This is a genomic window from Variovorax sp. J22G73, from assembly GCF_030317035.1.
In the GTDB taxonomy this organism is placed as follows: Bacteria; Pseudomonadota; Gammaproteobacteria; order Burkholderiales; family Burkholderiaceae_C; genus Variovorax.
The window spans coordinates 214,721-230,291 of record NZ_JASZYK010000010.1 but is presented as its reverse complement, the minus strand read 5'-3'; the positions used below and the strand labels follow the sequence as shown (position 1 = coordinate 230,291).

At 68.0% G+C, this 15,571-nt stretch carries 15 protein-coding genes; 13 read left to right on the top strand and 2 right to left on the bottom strand.

The window, feature by feature from the left end:
- Window positions 1-10 precede the first annotated feature (10 nt).
- The 9 genes from QTI51_RS29240 (at window position 11) to QTI51_RS29200 (ending at window position 10,068) form a co-directional block, all read left to right on the top strand.
- On the top strand, window positions 11-1,975 hold the full coding sequence (locus tag QTI51_RS29240) for an acyl-CoA synthetase (protein ID WP_286516915.1): 1,965 nt from the start codon (window positions 11-13) through the stop codon (window positions 1,973-1,975).
- 44 nt (window positions 1,976-2,019) lie between these two features.
- On the top strand, window positions 2,020-3,027 hold the full coding sequence (locus tag QTI51_RS29235) for a Bug family tripartite tricarboxylate transporter substrate binding protein (protein ID WP_286516916.1): 1,008 nt from the start codon (window positions 2,020-2,022) through the stop codon (window positions 3,025-3,027).
- A 42-nt stretch (window positions 3,028-3,069) separates the two neighbouring features.
- The gene (locus tag QTI51_RS29230) at window positions 3,070-3,819 is read left to right on the top strand and encodes an electron transfer flavoprotein subunit beta/FixA family protein (RefSeq protein ID WP_116910645.1); all 750 of its coding nucleotides are present in this window, start codon (window positions 3,070-3,072) and stop codon (window positions 3,817-3,819) included.
- 2 nt (window positions 3,820-3,821) lie between these two features.
- A complete protein-coding gene (locus QTI51_RS29225; protein WP_116909802.1) occupies window positions 3,822-4,754 on the top strand; it encodes an electron transfer flavoprotein subunit alpha/FixB family protein in 933 nt (310 codons plus the stop codon).
- Window positions 4,755-4,766: 12 nt separating this feature from the next.
- Window positions 4,767-5,735: an NAD(P)H-dependent flavin oxidoreductase gene (locus tag QTI51_RS29220; protein WP_286516917.1), complete on the top strand. Its 969-nt coding sequence runs from the start codon at window positions 4,767-4,769 to the stop codon at window positions 5,733-5,735.
- A gap of 388 nt (window positions 5,736-6,123) precedes the next feature.
- On the top strand, window positions 6,124-6,402 hold the full coding sequence (locus QTI51_RS29215; RefSeq protein ID WP_286516918.1) for a hypothetical protein: 279 nt from the start codon (window positions 6,124-6,126) through the stop codon (window positions 6,400-6,402).
- A 349-nt stretch (window positions 6,403-6,751) separates the two neighbouring features.
- On the top strand, window positions 6,752-7,345 hold the full coding sequence (locus QTI51_RS29210; RefSeq protein WP_286516919.1) for a TRAP transporter small permease: 594 nt from the start codon (window positions 6,752-6,754) through the stop codon (window positions 7,343-7,345).
- Window positions 7,342-8,640, top strand: coding sequence for a TRAP transporter large permease (locus tag QTI51_RS29205; RefSeq protein WP_286516920.1), 1,299 nt, complete (start codon window positions 7,342-7,344; stop codon window positions 8,638-8,640). Before QTI51_RS29210 ends, QTI51_RS29205 begins: the two co-directional genes overlap by 4 nt.
- Before the next feature lie 390 nt (window positions 8,641-9,030).
- Window positions 9,031-10,068 (top strand): DctP family TRAP transporter solute-binding subunit, encoded by a 1,038-nt coding sequence (locus QTI51_RS29200; protein WP_116910651.1) that lies wholly within the window; start codon window positions 9,031-9,033, stop codon window positions 10,066-10,068.
- A gap of 52 nt (window positions 10,069-10,120) precedes the next feature.
- Here QTI51_RS29200 and QTI51_RS29195 read toward each other — a convergent pair whose 3' ends face one another.
- Window positions 10,121-11,101, bottom strand: a complete 981-nt coding sequence (locus tag QTI51_RS29195; RefSeq protein ID WP_286516921.1) for a GlxA family transcriptional regulator — start codon at window positions 11,099-11,101, stop codon at window positions 10,121-10,123.
- A gap of 106 nt (window positions 11,102-11,207) precedes the next feature.
- Here QTI51_RS29195 and QTI51_RS29190 point away from each other — a divergent pair, with 106 nt between their 5' ends.
- The 4 genes from QTI51_RS29190 to QTI51_RS29175 all read left to right on the top strand — a co-directional run bounded on the left by QTI51_RS29190 (window position 11,208) and on the right by QTI51_RS29175 (window position 14,734).
- Complete coding sequence (locus tag QTI51_RS29190) at window positions 11,208-11,675, top strand: tautomerase family protein (RefSeq protein WP_286516922.1); 468 nt, start codon at window positions 11,208-11,210, stop codon at window positions 11,673-11,675.
- Window positions 11,676-11,693: 18 nt separating this feature from the next.
- Window positions 11,694-12,521 (top strand): dienelactone hydrolase family protein, encoded by an 828-nt coding sequence (locus QTI51_RS29185; protein ID WP_286516923.1) that lies wholly within the window; start codon window positions 11,694-11,696, stop codon window positions 12,519-12,521.
- Between the two features lie 81 nt (window positions 12,522-12,602).
- Window positions 12,603-13,580, top strand: a complete 978-nt coding sequence (locus QTI51_RS29180; protein WP_286516924.1) for a nucleoside hydrolase — start codon at window positions 12,603-12,605, stop codon at window positions 13,578-13,580.
- Between the two features lie 101 nt (window positions 13,581-13,681).
- Window positions 13,682-14,734, top strand: a complete 1,053-nt coding sequence (locus QTI51_RS29175; RefSeq protein WP_286516925.1) for an alpha/beta hydrolase family protein — start codon at window positions 13,682-13,684, stop codon at window positions 14,732-14,734.
- A 90-nt stretch (window positions 14,735-14,824) separates the two neighbouring features.
- Here the strand turns inward: QTI51_RS29175 and QTI51_RS29170 are convergent, their stop codons facing one another.
- Complete coding sequence (locus QTI51_RS29170) at window positions 14,825-15,562, bottom strand: amino acid ABC transporter ATP-binding protein (protein WP_093057334.1); 738 nt, start codon at window positions 15,560-15,562, stop codon at window positions 14,825-14,827.
- Window positions 15,563-15,571 lie beyond the last annotated feature (9 nt).

The window sequence follows — 15,571 nt, the reverse complement described above, 5'->3', positions numbered from 1 at the left end:
GGAGACAGACATGACAGACCCCAAGCACGACAACAACTACAAGACCCCGGTCGGCGCGCCCTTCCGCCCCGCCTTCCCCGTCCGCAGCCTGGCGGACATCCACAAGCTCGAAGAGACGCCGCTCGCGCAGGCGCTCACGGTGCGCAGCACCTACGAGATCTTCCGCAACGCGGGCCATGCCTTCGGCGACAAGACGGCGCTGACCTTCCTGCGCACCGGCAACCCGGCGGACGAGCCGCTGCGCTGGTCGTACGCCGACCTGCTCGCGCGGCTGCACCAGACGGCCAACATGCTGCACACGCTGGGCGTGGGACCGGACGACGCGGTCGCCGTGCTGCTACCCGGCTGCCTCGAGTACCACCTGGCGCTGTGGGGCGGCGAGGCCGCCGGCATCGTGCAGCCGCTGAACCCGCTGCTCACCGACGAGAAGCTGGTGGCGCTGATGACCGCGGCGCGCGCCAAGGTGCTGATCGCCTACGGCTCGGACAGCGAGTCGGGCATGTGGTCGAAGGCGATGCGCCTGCGCGGCCAGGTGCCCACGCTGACCACCGTGCTGCGCGTGGCGCCGCACGACGAGGCGCCCGGCGCGGCCGGCGCGCTGCCCGAAGGCGTGGCCGAGTTCGACGTGCTGCGCGCCGCGCAACCCGACGACCGGCTGGTGAGCGGGCGCGACATCGCGCCCACCGACATCGCCGCGTACTTCCACACCGGCGGCACCACGGGCGCGCCCAAGCTCGCGCGCCACAGCCACGGCGCGCAGGTGTTCACGGCCTGGGCCAGCGTGCAGGTCGCGGGCATGAACGAGAACGGCATCTCCATCAACGGCTACCCGCTGTTCCATGTGGCGGGCGTGCTGCCGGCGTCGCTGTCGTCGCTGTCGGCGGGCGTGGAGGTGATCATTCCCACGCCCTCGCTGCTGCGCAACAAGGAGGTGCTGGCCAACTACTGGAAGCTGGTGGCCAGGTACCGCCCGACCTCGCTGTCGGCCGTGCCCACCGTGCTGGCCGCGCTGGCCAACGTGCCGCTGGACGGCGCGGACATCTCGTCGATCACCTACTGCCGCACCGGCGCCGCCGTGCTCGCGCCCGAGCTGGCCGCGCGCTTCGAGCGGCTGTTCGGCCTGCACGTGCACGAGAGCCTGGGCATGACGGAGATGGCCGGCATCTCGACCATCACGCCGCCGGGCGTGGACGGGCCCGCGGGCTGCGTGGGCTTCCGGCTGCCGTACATGCAGATGCGCGTGGTGGCGCTCGACGAGAACGGCAACGCCAGCGACCGCGACATGCCGCCCGGCGAGCAGGGCATGGTGCTGTTCAAGTCGCCCAACGTGTTCTCGGGCTTCGTGGACCCGGCCGACAACGCCAAGGCCTTCACCGCCGACGGCTGGCTCGCCACCGGCGACCTGGGCTGGATCGACAGCCAGGAGCGGCTGAACCTCACGGGCCGCTCGAAGGACCTGATCATCCGCAGCGGCCACAACATCGACCCCAAGACCATCGAGGACGCGCTGGGCGCGCACCCGGCCGTGCAGCTGTGCGCCGCCGTGGGCGCACCCGATGCGTACGCCGGCGAGCTGCCCGTGATCTTCGCGACGCTGGTGCCCGGCGCCTCCGCGACCGAGGAAGAGCTGCTGGCCTTCACCGCCGGCCGCGTGGACGAAGCGCCGGCCCGGCCCAAGTGGGTGTCGGTGATCCAGGCCATGCCGATGACCAACGTCGGAAAGATCTACAAGCCCGAGCTGCGCGCCATGGCCGCGCGGCAGGTGGTGGCCGCGACCGTGGCGGAGGTGTGCGCCGCGCTGGGCGTGGGCGAGGCCGCGCGGCCCGTGGTGACGACCGAGGGCGAGAGCCTGGTGCGCGTGGCCATCGACGCGGCCGCCGTGAACGCCACGGGCGTGCAGGCCGCCGCGCTGCAGGAGCGGCTGCACAAGGCGCTGGAGCCGCTGCCCTTCAAGACCCGCATCGCCTCGCCATAAGAAGATTTTTGCAACCGAGAACCCGAGAGAGACAGAGACAAGCCATGACCTTCCGCCCTTTGAACCGACGCACCCTGCTGTGCGCCACCGCCTCTGTCGCCGCCTTCGCCAGCGTGCTTGCCGTGCCTGCGGCGCACGCGCAGAACACGTACCCGAACAAGCCCATCCGCATGGTCGTGCCCTTCGCCGCCGGCGGTGCCACCGACGTGCTCGCGCGCCTCATCGGCCAGAAGATGGCCGCCGGCATGGGCCAGCCCGTGATCATCGACAACAAGCCCGGCGCGGCCGGCATCATCGGCACTGACGCGGTCGCCAAGGCGCCGGGCGACGGCTACACGGTGGTGCTGTCGCTGAGCAACTCGCTGCTGACCAACGAGTTCCTGTACGACAAGCTGCCCTACGACTCGCAGCGCGACCTCACGCTGGTCTACCAGATCGCGATGGCGCCGCTGGTGCTGGTGGTGCACCCCAGCGTGCCGGTGAAGACCGGGCCCGAGCTGCTGAAATACGCCGCCGCCAACAAGGCCAAGCTGGCCTACGGCTCCTACGGCGTGGGCGCCTACCCGCACCTGGCCGGCGCGCACATGAGCCTGGCCACGCAGTCGGACATGAACCACGTCGCCTACAAGGGCGAGGCGCCGATGGTGCAGGACCTGATCGGCGGGCAGATCCAGATGGCCTATGCCAGCGCGCTGGTGGCCAAGCCGCACATCGATTCCGGAAAGATCCGCGCCGTGGGCGTGACCGGCGAGCGCCGCATGGGCACGCTGCCCAACGTGCCCACGCTGGCCGAGCAGGGCATGAAGGACGAGGCCTACCGCGTGACCGGCTGGCTCGCCATTGCCGTGCCCGCCAGCACGCCCAAGCCCATCGTCGCGCGGCTGGCCGACGAGGTGCGCAAGGCCACGCAGCAACCCGACGTGCAACAGCGCGTCGCGGCCATGGGCTTCGAGCTGAAAGACAGCTCGCCCGAACTCTTCGCAGCCGCCTACAAGGCGGAGCGCCCGGTGTGGGAACGCCTGATCAAGCAGTCGGGCGCGCGGCTCGAATAAACCCTCTCTCTTTTTTTTCATTCGTCATTCGAAGGAACAACCATGAAGATTCTTGTGCCCGTGAAGCGGGTCGTCGACTACAACGTCAAGGTGCGCGTGAAGAGCGACGGCACCGGGGTGGACATTGCCAACGTGAAGATGAGCATGAACCCGTTCGACGAGATCGCGGTCGAAGAAGCGGTTCGCCTGAAGGAAAAGGGCGTGGTCACGGAAGTGATCGCGGTGTCTTGCGGGGATGCGAAGTGCCAGGAAACGTTGCGCACGGCGATGGCCATCGGCGCGGACCGCGGCATCCTCGTGGAGACGACTGAAGAACTGCAGCCGCTGGCTGTCGCCAAGCTGCTGAAGGCGCTGGTCGACAAGGAACAGCCCTCGCTGATCATCCTGGGCAAGCAGGCCATCGACGACGACGCGAACCAGACCGGCCAGATGCTGGCTGCGCTGGCCGATTTGCCCCAAGCCACCTTCGCCTCGAAGGTCGACCTCGCAGGCGACAAGGTCACGGTGTCGCGCGAAGTCGACGGCGGCATGGAAACACTGACGCTCACGCTGCCCGCGGTCATCACGACCGACCTGCGCCTGAACGAGCCGCGCTACGTGACGCTGCCGAACATCATGAAGGCGAAGAAGAAGCAGCTGGACACCTTCAAGCCCGAAGACCTGGGCGTGGACGTGAAGCCGCGCCTGAAGACGCTGAAGGTTGCTGAACCGCCGAAGCGCGGCGCCGGCATCAAGGTGCCTGACGTTGCAGCGCTGGTGGACAAACTGAAGAACGAAGCGAAGGTGATCTGAACATGACCGCACTAGTTATTGCTGAACACGACCACGCCAGCATCAAGCCGGCAACGCTCAACACCGTGACCGCCGCGCTGGCTTGCGGTGGCGAAGTGCACGTTCTCGTCGCAGGCGCCAATGCGGCAGAAGCCGCCAAGGCCGCAGCCCAGATCGCCGGCGTGACCAAGGTCATCGCCGCGGACAGTCCCAGCCTGGCAGAAAACCTCGCTGAAAACGTCGCAGCCCAGGTGCTGGCGATTGCCAGCAACTACAGCCACATCCTGTTCCCCTCGACCGCCAACGGCAAGAACGTGGCTCCGCGCGTGGCTGCCAAGCTCGACGTGGCGCAGATCAGCGACATCACCAAGGTCGACAGCCCGGATACGTTCGAGCGCCCGATCTACGCCGGCAACGCCATCGCCACCGTGCAGAGCAGCGATGCAACGAAGGTGATCACGGTCCGCACGACCGGCTTCGACGCAGCAGCCGCCACCGGTGGCAGCGCAACCGTCGAAACCGCTGAAGGCGTGGCTGACAGCGGCAAGTCCAGCTTCGTCGGCCGTGAAGTGACGAAGAGCGAACGCCCCGAACTCACCGCCGCCAAGATCATCGTCTCCGGTGGCCGTGCCCTGGGCAGCGCCGAGAAGTTCACGGAAGTGATGGCTCCGCTCGCCGACAAGCTCAACGCAGGCCTCGGCGCCAGCCGCGCCGCAGTCGACGCGGGCTACGCCCCCAACGACTGGCAAGTCGGCCAGACCGGCAAGATCGTCGCGCCGCAGCTGTACATCGCAGCGGGCATCTCCGGCGCCATCCAGCACTTGGCCGGCATGAAGGACTCGAAGGTCATCGTCGCGATCAACAAGGACGAAGAAGCTCCGATCTTCAGCGTGGCCGACTACGGCCTCGTCGCCGACCTGTTCGTGGCCGTGCCCGAACTGGTGAAGGCCCTGTAAGAGGCCGCGCGCATGAAGACCCGCATCACCGAACTGCTCGGCATTCGCTACCCCATCGTGCAGGGCGGCATGCAATGGGTGGGCCGCGCGGAGCTGGCTTCGGCCGTGTCGAACGCCGGCGGGCTCGGCGTGCTCACCGCGCTCACGCAGCCCACGCCCGACGACCTGCGCCAGGAAATCGCGCGCATGCGCACGATGACGGACAAGCCCTTCGGCGTGAACCTCACCATCCTGCCGTCGGTGAAGCCGCCGCCGTACGCCGAGTACGTGCAGGCCATCATCGACAGCGGCGTGAAGATCGTGGAGACCGCGGGCAACAGCCCGAAGGACTTCATCGAGGCGCTGAAACGCCACGACGTGAAGATCGTGCACAAGTGCACCTCGGTGCGCCATGCGCTGTCGGCCGAACGCAATGGCGTGGACGCGGTGGCGGTGGACGGCTTCGAGTGCGCGGGCCATCCGGGCGAGGACGACGTGCCCGGCCTGGTGCTGCTGCCCGTGGCGGCGCGCAAGCTGCGCATTCCGATCATCGCGTCAGGCGGCATCGCCGACGGCCGCGGCATGGCCGCCGCGCTGGCGCTGGGCGCCGAGGGCATCAACATGGGCACGCGCTTCTGCGTGACCCAGGAAGCCCCCATCCACCACAACATCAAGCAGGCGCTGGTCGACGCGACCGAGCGCGACACGAAGCTGATGTTTCGCACCCTGCACAACACCGCGCGCGTGTTCCGCAACGCCATCTCCGAAGAGGTGGTGGCCATGGAGAACCGCGAGGGCGGCTGCGCGTTCGAGGACGTGCGCCCGCTGGTGGCCGGTGCGCGCGGCAAGGCCGCGCTGGCCTCGGGCGAGGTGCAGAACGGCGTGGTGTCGGCGGGCCAGTGCATCGGGCTGATCGACGACATTCCGACCTGTGCGGAGCTGCTCGAACGCATGGTGCGCGAGTGCCGCGAGCACCTGGACCGCGCGCGCGGCTGGATGTAGCCGGGCATTGCCGTTTGCCTGCGCCGTGGCTTCGGGGCGCGCGCAGGCCGACGGGGCACTGAGACCGCACGGCCCACGAGGCACGCGCGCGGCGCATTGCGGAAGCTGCATTTGTTGGCGATTGCCGAGACTTCGTGCGGTATGTGCCAGCTACAGCGCCGGGCTTTTCTCTAAAGTGGATGTCCCTGTCACTCGATATTCCACCAAGGGAAGAAAGGCGCAACACACCCACCCACACCAATGTTTGAAGGCTGCTTGCCTCGCGGCAGGTTGTCGGTGCGAAAGCAGCGATGCAAATGCGAGGTATCAAAAGGCGACGGCCGGGGCGTTATCAGCACCCCGACCGTCTAACCAAGTTCGTGCAACAACCTCTAAGGACCGCACAAAAATGGCTACCAAGACTATAGCCCGGCCTCGCACGCCGGTAGCTTCCGAAGACAACGCCCAAGATACCCAGCATCCGGCGGATCGTCTCGAAAACACCCTCACCCAACTCGAAGCTCTCCTGTGGGTCTGCCACGGCGAAGAGATCAACTGGTGCGACGGTGACGGACCTCGACAACTCGACAACCTGCTCTGGCTCGCGGCTGACCTTGCCCGCAAGGCTGGGGAGCTGTTTCAGTTGAACGAGAAGGCGCGACACAAGGCGCCTGAGACCGGCGGTTAGCGGCTGGTCTGCGGGCTGCGAGATTCGCGGCCCGCCTGGGGAACAGGTCCTTCGGAGTGCGATGTCATGTCCAAGGCGTTCTGAATTGGGATGCAGTCGGGATGGATGCTCGACCAATACGCACGCATCTAACAGCGTGTGCCTAAGCCATTCGCGGAGGGGAGTACCCGGCGGCCTGTGAACCCGCCCTGAAAGCCGCTCAGCAAAGCCCGGCCAGCTAAGGAAACCCCCGATACATCAGTGGTCTTCGACCCCCTAGCATCGGTGACAGCTTCCCCTGTCGAGGTGTACGGAACGCATCCCGGCGTCCGCCCGGTGACATGGCTTCCTGCCTCACTGACCTTCTGCGATGACAACACCACCCGAGTCCGGCCCCACGCTGGACGCCGCCAGCCCCCTTCCCCCCGACATCGAAGCCGCCGACGAACCGACCAAGGTTCCCCTTGCCATCGAAGACTGGCTCACGGTCCTCATCATGGGCGCGCTGGCGCTCATCACCTTCGCCAACGTGCTGGTGCGCTACTTCACCGACTCGTCGTTCGCGTGGACCGAAGAGTTCTCGGTGTTCCTCATGATCATGCTGGCGCTGGTGGCCGGCTCGGCCGCGGTGGCGCGCGACCGGCACATTCGCATTGAGTACTTCTCGGAGAGCGGCTCCATGGCGCGGCGCAAGCGGCTCGCGCAGTTCGGCGCGCTGATGATCGCCATCCTGTTCACGCTCATCGGCACACTCAGCATCCGCATGGTGTGGGACGACTACCGCTTCGAGGAAACCACGCCGGGCATCGGGCTGCCGTCGTGGTGGTACTCCATCTGGCTGCCCATCGTGTCCTATGCGATCGCGCTGCGCGCGGTGGGCCTCATGGTGCGCCGCGGGCGCAAGACCAACTACGGCACCGACGGCTCCGACGCCCCGACAAAGCACAAAGGGGACGCCTCGTGATCGCCACCCTGCTCTTCGTCGCCTTCGTGCTGATGATGCTGGTGGGCGTGCCCATCGGCGCCGCGCTGGGCCTGGCGGGTGCCGCCTGCATCGCGCTGGCCAACGGCGACGCCCAGTGGTTCGGCCTGCTGGCCGTGCCGCAGAACTTCTACGCGGGGCTGGGCAAGTACCCGCTGCTGGCCATTCCGATGTTCGTGCTGGTCGGCTCCATCTTCGACCGCTCGGGCGTAGCGCTGCGTCTGGTGAATTTCGCGATTGCCATCGTGGGCCGCGGCCCGGGCATGCTGCCGCTGGTGGCGATTGCGGTGGCGATGTTTCTCGGCGGCATCTCGGGCTCGGGCCCGGCCAACGCAGCCGCCGTGGGCGCGGTGATGATCGCGGCGATGTCGCGCGCCGGCTACCCGGCCGCCTTCTCGGCCAGCGTGGTGGGCGCCGCAGCCGCCACCGACATCCTGATTCCGCCGTCGGTGGCGTTCATCGTGTACTCGGTGCTGGTGCCCGGTGCCTCGGTGCCGGCGCTGTTCGCGGCCGGCATGATTCCCGGCGTGATGGCCGGCCTGGCGCTGATGATTCCTGCCGTGCTGCTGGCCCGCAAGCACAAGATGGGCGCGCTCGAATCGACCCTGCCGCGCCCGCCCTTCTGGAAGAGCTTTCGCGAAGCGACCTGGGGGCTGGCCGCGCCGGTGCTGATTCTGGGCGGCATGCGCGCGGGCTGGTTCACGCCGACCGAGGCGGCGGTGGTGGCGGTGTTCTACGGGCTGTTCGTGGGCATGTGCATTCACCGGACGATCAAGGTGCGCGACCTGTTCGTGATCTTGCGCGAGTCGGGCGAACTGTCGGCGGTGATCCTGCTGGTGGTGTCGCTCGCGGGCATCTTCGCGTACTCGCTGTCGACGCTGGGCGTGATCGACCCGGTCACGCGCGCGATCGTGAATTCGGGGCTGGGCGAGTACGGCATCCTGTCGCTGCTCATCCTGCTGCTGATCACGGTGGGCATGTTCCTGGACGGCGTGTCGATCTTCCTGATCTTCGTGCCGCTGCTGCTGCCCATCGTGCAGTACTACAAATGGGACCCGGTGTGGTTCGGCGTGATCCTCACGCTGAAGGTGGCGCTGGGCCAGTTCACGCCACCGCTCGCGGTGAACCTGATGGTGTCGTGCCGCATCGCGAAGGTGCGCATGGAAGAAACCGTGCGCTGGGTGGGATGGATGCTGTTCTCGATGTTCGTGGTGATGGTGCTGGTCATCGTGTTCCCCGAGCTGGCTTTGTGGTTGCCTCGGAAGCTGGGGTATTGACGTGTCTTGTTGTTCGTTTGTCGAGGTGCGCGGTTCAGGGGGCTGCTGTTCAGGGCGCGATCACGCCGACGCGGTGCCCCTTTCCTCGAATGTCCCCCGGCCTGCGGCCTCCTCCTTAATTTCTCGGAAAGGGGCACCGCGCCGTCGTGATCGTTGTGCGCAGCGGTCGCTGATCGCCGCGAACCGACAGCGCGTCCAGGTGAACAGGGCGTCGGGTGCTTCCCGCAGCGAAATTAAGGAGGAGGCCGCAGGCCGGGGGACATTCGCGGAGGGAAGTACCCGGCGGCCTGTGCACTCGCCCTGAATAGCAGCAACAACAAGCACGAACAACACGAGCCAAAGATTTCAGCGTCCAGTTCAGTTCGTTTCAACAAAACAAGGAGACCTCTCATGAAATTCCGCCGCACCCTGCTCGGCCTCGCCGCCGCCGCGACTGCCCTTGGCATGTTCTCGACCGGCGCCATGGCGCAGGCCGCCTACAAGCCCGAATACAAGATGTCCCTCGTGCTCGGCCCGCCCACCCCCTGGGGCCAGGCCGGAAAGATCTGGGCCGACCTGGTGAAGGAACGCACCCAGGGGCGCATCAACATCAAGCTGTACCCCGGCGTGTCGCTCATCCAGGGTGACCAGACGCGCGAGTTCAGTGCCCTTCGCCAGGGCGTCATCGACATGGCCGTGGGCTCGACCATCAACTGGTCGCCGCAGGTGAAGCAGCTCAATCTTTTCTCCATGCCGTTCCTGATGCCCGACTACGCGGCCATCGATGCGCTCACGCAGGGCGATGTGGGCAAGGAAATGTTCAAGACCCTCGACAAGGCCGGCGTGGTGCCGCTCGCGTGGGGCGAGAACGGCTTTCGCGAAATCACCAACTCCAAGAAGCCCATCAAGTCGCCGGCCGACATCAAGGGCATGAAGATCCGCGTGGTCGGCTCGCCCATCTACTCGGACATGTTCACCGCCCTGGGCGCCAACCCCACGCAGATGAGCTGGGCCGATGCGCAACCCGCGCTCGCCAGCGGCGCGGTCGATGGGCAGGAGAACCCGCTGTTCCTGTTCACCGTGCTGAAGATGCAGACCGTGGGCCAGAAGTTTGTCACCACCTGGGGCTACGTGGCCGACCCGCTGGTGTTCGTGGTCAACAAGGAAATCTGGGCCTCGTGGACGCCGGCCGACCAGGCCATCGTGCGCCAGGCCGCGCTGGACGCGGGCAAGGAAGAAATCGTCATCGCGCGCAAGGGCCTGGTCGAAGCCGACAAGCCCGTGCTGAAAGACATCGCCGGCATGGGCGTGACCGTGACCAGCCTCACCCCGGCCGAGCGCGACGAGTTCGTGAAGGCCACGCGCCCGGTGTACGACAAGTGGAAGTCGACGGTGGGCGCCGACCTGGTGGCGAAGGCCGAGCAGGCGATCGCGGCGCGCAAGAAGTAACCAGGCCGAGCAACGGGGCTTCGAGTCACGGGGCTTCAAGCCAGCGGGCGGCTCACGCGCCGTAGCCGCCTTCGCGGTAACGGCTCGGCTTCGCGCCCGCCACCTTCCTCATCAGGCGGCGCAGCGCGGTGGCGTCCTGGTAGCCCACGGCGGCGGCCACCTGCTCGACCGTCATGCGGCTGCCCTCGAGCAGCGCGCGCGCACGCCGCAGGCGCACGCTCTGCACCAGCGCCTGCGTGCTCTTGCCGGTGGCCTTCTGGATGTGGCGCGCCAGCGTGCGCTGCGACATGCAGAACTCGCTGGCCAGCGCGCTCACGGCCGGCGCGCTCGGCAAGGCCGACTCGACCCTGGCCGCAAGCCGCGCCACCAGGTCGTTGCCGTTGGCCAGCAACTCCGCGGCAATGAACGGCGACTGGGCCTGCCGCCCGTCGATCAGCAGCATGCGCGAGACCAGGTCCGTGAGCGCGCTGCCGCAGCGCTCGCGCAGCAGGTGCAGCATGAGGTCGGTCTGCGCGAACGCTGCGCCCGCGGTCACCACCGGGCCGTCGGCGCACACCATGCGGTCGGCATCGACCGTGCAGCCGGGCGACATGCGCGCGAGCAAGGGCGCGTACCACCACGACGTGGTCGCGCGCCGCCCTTCGAGCAGGCCCGCGGCGTTCAGCAGGAACACCGCCGAGCACGACGCCGCGACCTGTCCGCCGGACTTCACATGGCGCACGAGGGCTTTCACGGCGTGGGCGGCATCGTCGCTTTCCAGGCACTGGCGAATCTCGCCGGGCGTGTTCAGGCCCAGCCCCGGCACCACCCAGGTCGACCGGTCGTCGCGCGGCCTCGCGGGCAGGCGCGCGGTTTCCAGGCTCATGCCGGCCTGCAGCCGCACGGGGCCGCCCTGCACCGAGCACAGGCGCCAGCGCGGCGGCGCCACGCCTGCACGGGGCGCCACGGCCTGCGCGGCAGCCAAGATGTCGAGCGTGACCGCCACGCTCGAATTGAAGGCGCCGGGCAGCACCAGCACGGTGAAGTCATGCATTGCGGAGGTTGGCCGATAAGGCCCTGAAGCAGTCGAATTGGACACTGCCATTCTCTGGCCCGTGGCGGCCCAATACAAGCATCACCAGCTTCCTTCATCGCGCCACATGCCCACCATCTTCGTGAAGATTCCCCATGGTTCATTCCCCGGCGAGCACCGCGCCTCGCTCGTTCGCAGCATCAACGAAGCCGCTGCAGCAGCCGAACAGATGCCCGACGAGCCCCGCGCACGTGCCATGTGCTGGGTGCTGGTCGACGAGCTCGCGGCCGGCGCCTTGACCTGCGGCGGCGCCGACCTGAGCGCGCAGCTGCTGCCCTGCACCGCGCTGGCCTGCGTGCCGGCGGGCGTGCTCGACGACGCATCGCGCGCCGTCTTCGTCTCGCGCGTGCACGACGCGTTCAAGCAGGCGATGCCTTCGGACGACAGGCGCCGCCTCGCGACCTCGGTGCTCGTTCACGAGGTGGCCGACGGCGCCTGGGGCGTGGGCAGCGACATCTGGCGGTTGCCCGACTTCGCGCGCGCCGCGGGGTACGCGCACCTGCAGCACCTGGTTCCGCTGAAGCAAACCACCTGAACGACAAGGAGACCGCCCATGACACCGACCCGCCCCCTGAACGAAGACGACCCGCTCGATGATTTCAGCGCGCGCGCCATCGCCCTCGACGGCATCGAGAAGAAGGTCTACCTCACCGGCCAGGGCCCCGCCGTGATCGTGATGACCGAGATGCCCGGCATCAGCCCGCACGTGGCGCGCTTCGCGCGATGGGTGCGCGACGCAGGCTTCACGGTCTACATGCCTTCGCTGTTCGGCCGCGACGGCGCGGTGCCGCAGGCCGAGGAAGGCGCCGCGGTGTTCAGGCGCGCCTGCGTGAGCGCGGAATTTCGCGCCTTCGCGTCGAACGCGTCGAGCCCCGTCACGCAATGGCTGCGGGCGCTCGCGCGGCTGGCGCACGAAGAATGTGGCGGCCCCGGCGTGGGCGCGATCGGCATGTGCTTCACCGGCAACTTCGCGCTGTCGATGATGCTGGAGCCGGCCATGCTCGCGCCGGTGGTGTGCCAGCCCTCGCTGCCGCTGGACGACGCGGCCGGCACGAACGTGGCGGCCGACGAACTGGCCGCCGTGCGCCAGCGCCTGGAGCGCGAAGACCTCACGGTGATGGCCTACCGCTTCGACGGCGACAAGTTCTGCAAGGCCGAGCGCTTCGCGGCGTTCTCCCACGCGCTGGGCCCGCGCTTCGTCACGCGCGTGCTGCCCGACAGCGCGGCCAACCCAAACACCCCGCCCTTCTTCGCGCAGGTGGTGGCCAGCCCGCACAGCGTGGTCACGGCGCACCTGATCGACGAGGCCGGCCAGCCGACGCTGGCGGCGCGCGACGAGATCCTGGCGTTCTTCGCGCGGCGGCTGCGGGGCGGGCGCTGACGGGCGTGCGGGCGAACCCACGAGCGAACACGTCGACGAACTTGCAAGCTCTGGCAGACTGGCCCGCCAAGGAGCCTTGCCATGCCGACCACCCCCTCCCCCCACTCTCCCGACACCCCGTTGCACACGCTCATCATCGACACCGACCCCGGCGCCGACGACGTGATCGCGCTGCTGTTCGCCATGGCCGCGCCCGAGGCGCTGCGCATCCAGGCGCTGACGACGGTGGCCGGCAACGTGCCGCTGGCCAAGACCTCGCGCAATGCGCGACTGGCCTGCGAGTGGGCCGGGCGGCCGGAGATCGCGGTGTACGCGGGCGCCGAGCGCCCCCTGCAGCGCACACCGATCTACGCGGCCAACATCCACGGCAAGGAAGGCCTCACGGGCGTCGACGTGTACGAGCCCGCCGCGCCGCTGGCCGAGGGCCACGCGGTCGACTACCTGGTTCGCACGCTGCGCGCCGCGCCTGAGAAGAGCGTGACGCTCGCCATGCTCGGCCCGCAGACCAACCTGGCGCTCGCGCTCGAGCAGGCGCCCGACATCGTGCGCGGCCTGCGCGAGCTGGTGCTGATGGCCGGCGCGCATTTCAACGGCGGCAACATCACACCCGTGGCCGAGTTCAACGTGTTCGCCGACCCGCATGCGGCCGAGGCGGTGCTGAAGAGCGGCGTGCCCATCACCCTGCTGCCGCTGGACGTGACGCACAAGATCCTCACGAGCGAGGAACGCATCGCGCGCCTGCGCGGCCTGGGCAACAAGGCCGGGGCGACGGTCGCGGACATCCTCGACGCCTATGCGCCGCAGGAAATGAAGCACTACGACATGCCCGGCGGCCCGGTGCACGACGCCACGGTCACGGCCTACCTGCTTCGGCCTTCGCTGTTCACGGGCAAGCGCATCCACGTGGAAGTCGACAGCCGCGAGGGCATGGGTTTCGGGCAGACGGTGGCCGACTGGTACGGCAGCCTGCATCGCACGCCCAACGCGACCTGGATCGTCGACGGCGATGCGCAGGGCTTCTTCGACCTGCTGACGGAACACATCGCGCGGCTGCCCTGAGCCGTCTGGCGACGCTTTTCGCGCACTTCATCGCAATGCGATGGCGGCTGCCCGGCGGCGCGGCCACCATCCGGCTCCCGACACCGTCCAGGAGATCCGCGATGCGCACCGTTTTCCGCCACAGCCTGCTGCTTGCCTCCGGCTTGCTGCTGTCCTTCCAGCTCCTGGCCGCCGAAGCCGGCTGGCGCCCATGGAGCATTCCGGGTGCGACACCCGAGGCCGCGCCCACGGTGGTCGCGCTGTACTACCCGACGCAGGCGCCCGCCCGCGCCATTCCGATGGGGTCGTTCACGGTGCGCGCGGCCATCCAGGCACCGCCCGAGGAGCGCGTCAAGGGCCTGATCGTGTTGAGCCACGGCGTGGGCGGCACCGAACTGGGCCACACCAGCCTGGCCGAAGCGCTCGCGCGCAACGGCTACCTGGTCGCGGCGCTGCGCCATCCGGGCGACAACTGGCAGGACGGCACGCTGCTGCAGAAAGGCGCGGCCGCGTACTTCACGCACCGCCCGCAGCAGGTCTCGCATGTGATCGACGCGCTACTGAAGGACCCGATGTGGAAAGACCGCATCGCCAGCGACGCGCAAGGCCCGCGCATCGGCGCGCTGGGCCATTCGGCCGGCGGCTACACGGTGCTGGCGCTGGCGGGCGGGCAGGTCGACCTGTCGCGCATCGCCAGCCATTGCGCGAGCGAGCGCGCCGCGGACCCGATCTTCTGCGGTGTCGGGCGCAACGCGGGAGCATCGGCGGCCACGGCAACGAACTCGGCATCTTCTACGCTGCTGCCTTCGCTTCGCGACCCGCGCGTGCGCGCGGTCGTGGCGATGGCGCCGGCCGGCGCGCCCTTCACGGCCGGCTCGCTCGCGCAGATCAGCGTGCCCACGCGGATCTACGAGGCCGAGCAAGACCGCTTCCTGGTTCCGCGCTTCCATGCCGAATGGGTCGCGCAGAACATGCCGGCCGCCGAGTTGCGGCGAATTCCCGACGCCTGGCATTTCGCCTTCATGGACACCCCGGCAAACGCGATCCCGACCGACGACGGCGACGTTCGGGCCGACCCGCCGGGCTTCGACCGCAAGGCGCTGCTGGCGCGGCTGGGCGACGAGATTCCCGCGTTCTTCGACCGGGCGTTTTCGGCGAGCCCGGCCACGAAATAAGCTGCGGGGCCGGCGCCCGCCGCCATGAAAAAAGGGGCTGCGCCTTTGAAGCGCAACCCCTTTGGGTCTTCGAAGAACCCGGCAGCGAAATCAGTGCTGCAGGATCTTGTTCAGGAAGTCCTTGGTGCGCGGCTGGCGGTTTTCCGGGTGGCTGAAGAACTCGTCCTTCGGGCAGTCTTCCAGGATCTTGCCGCCCACGTCGATGAAGATCACGCGGCTGGCCACCTTGCGGGCAAAGGCCATTTCGTGCGTGACCACCATCATGGTCATGCCTTCCTTGGCCAGGCTCACCATCACGTCGAGCACTTCGCCGACCATTTCGGGGTCGAGCGCCGAGGTGGGTTCGTCGAACAGCATCACGATCGGGTCCATCGACAGCGCGCGCGCAATGGCCACGCGCTGCTGCTGGCCGCCCGACAGCTGGCCCGGGAACTTGTCCTTGTGCGCCATCAGGCCCACGCGGTCGAGCATCTTCAGGCCGCGGGTCTTGGCTTCGTCGGGCGTGCGGCCCAGCACCTTGATCTGCGCGATCGTGAGGTTCTCGGTCACCGAAAGGTGCGGGAACAGCTCGAAGTGCTGGAACACCATGCCGACCTTGGAGCGCAGCTTGGGCAGGTTGGTCTTGGGGTCGTGCAGCGGAATGCCGTTGACGGTGATCTCGCCCTTCTGGAAGGGCTCGAGCGCGTTCACGGTCTTGATGAGGGTGGACTTGCCCGAGCCCGAAGGCCCGCACACCACCACCACGTCGCCCTTGGAGATGCTCACCGAACAATCGTTGAGCACTTGCACCGGGCCGTACCACTTCGATACGTTCTTGATTTCAATCATTTTTTCGGA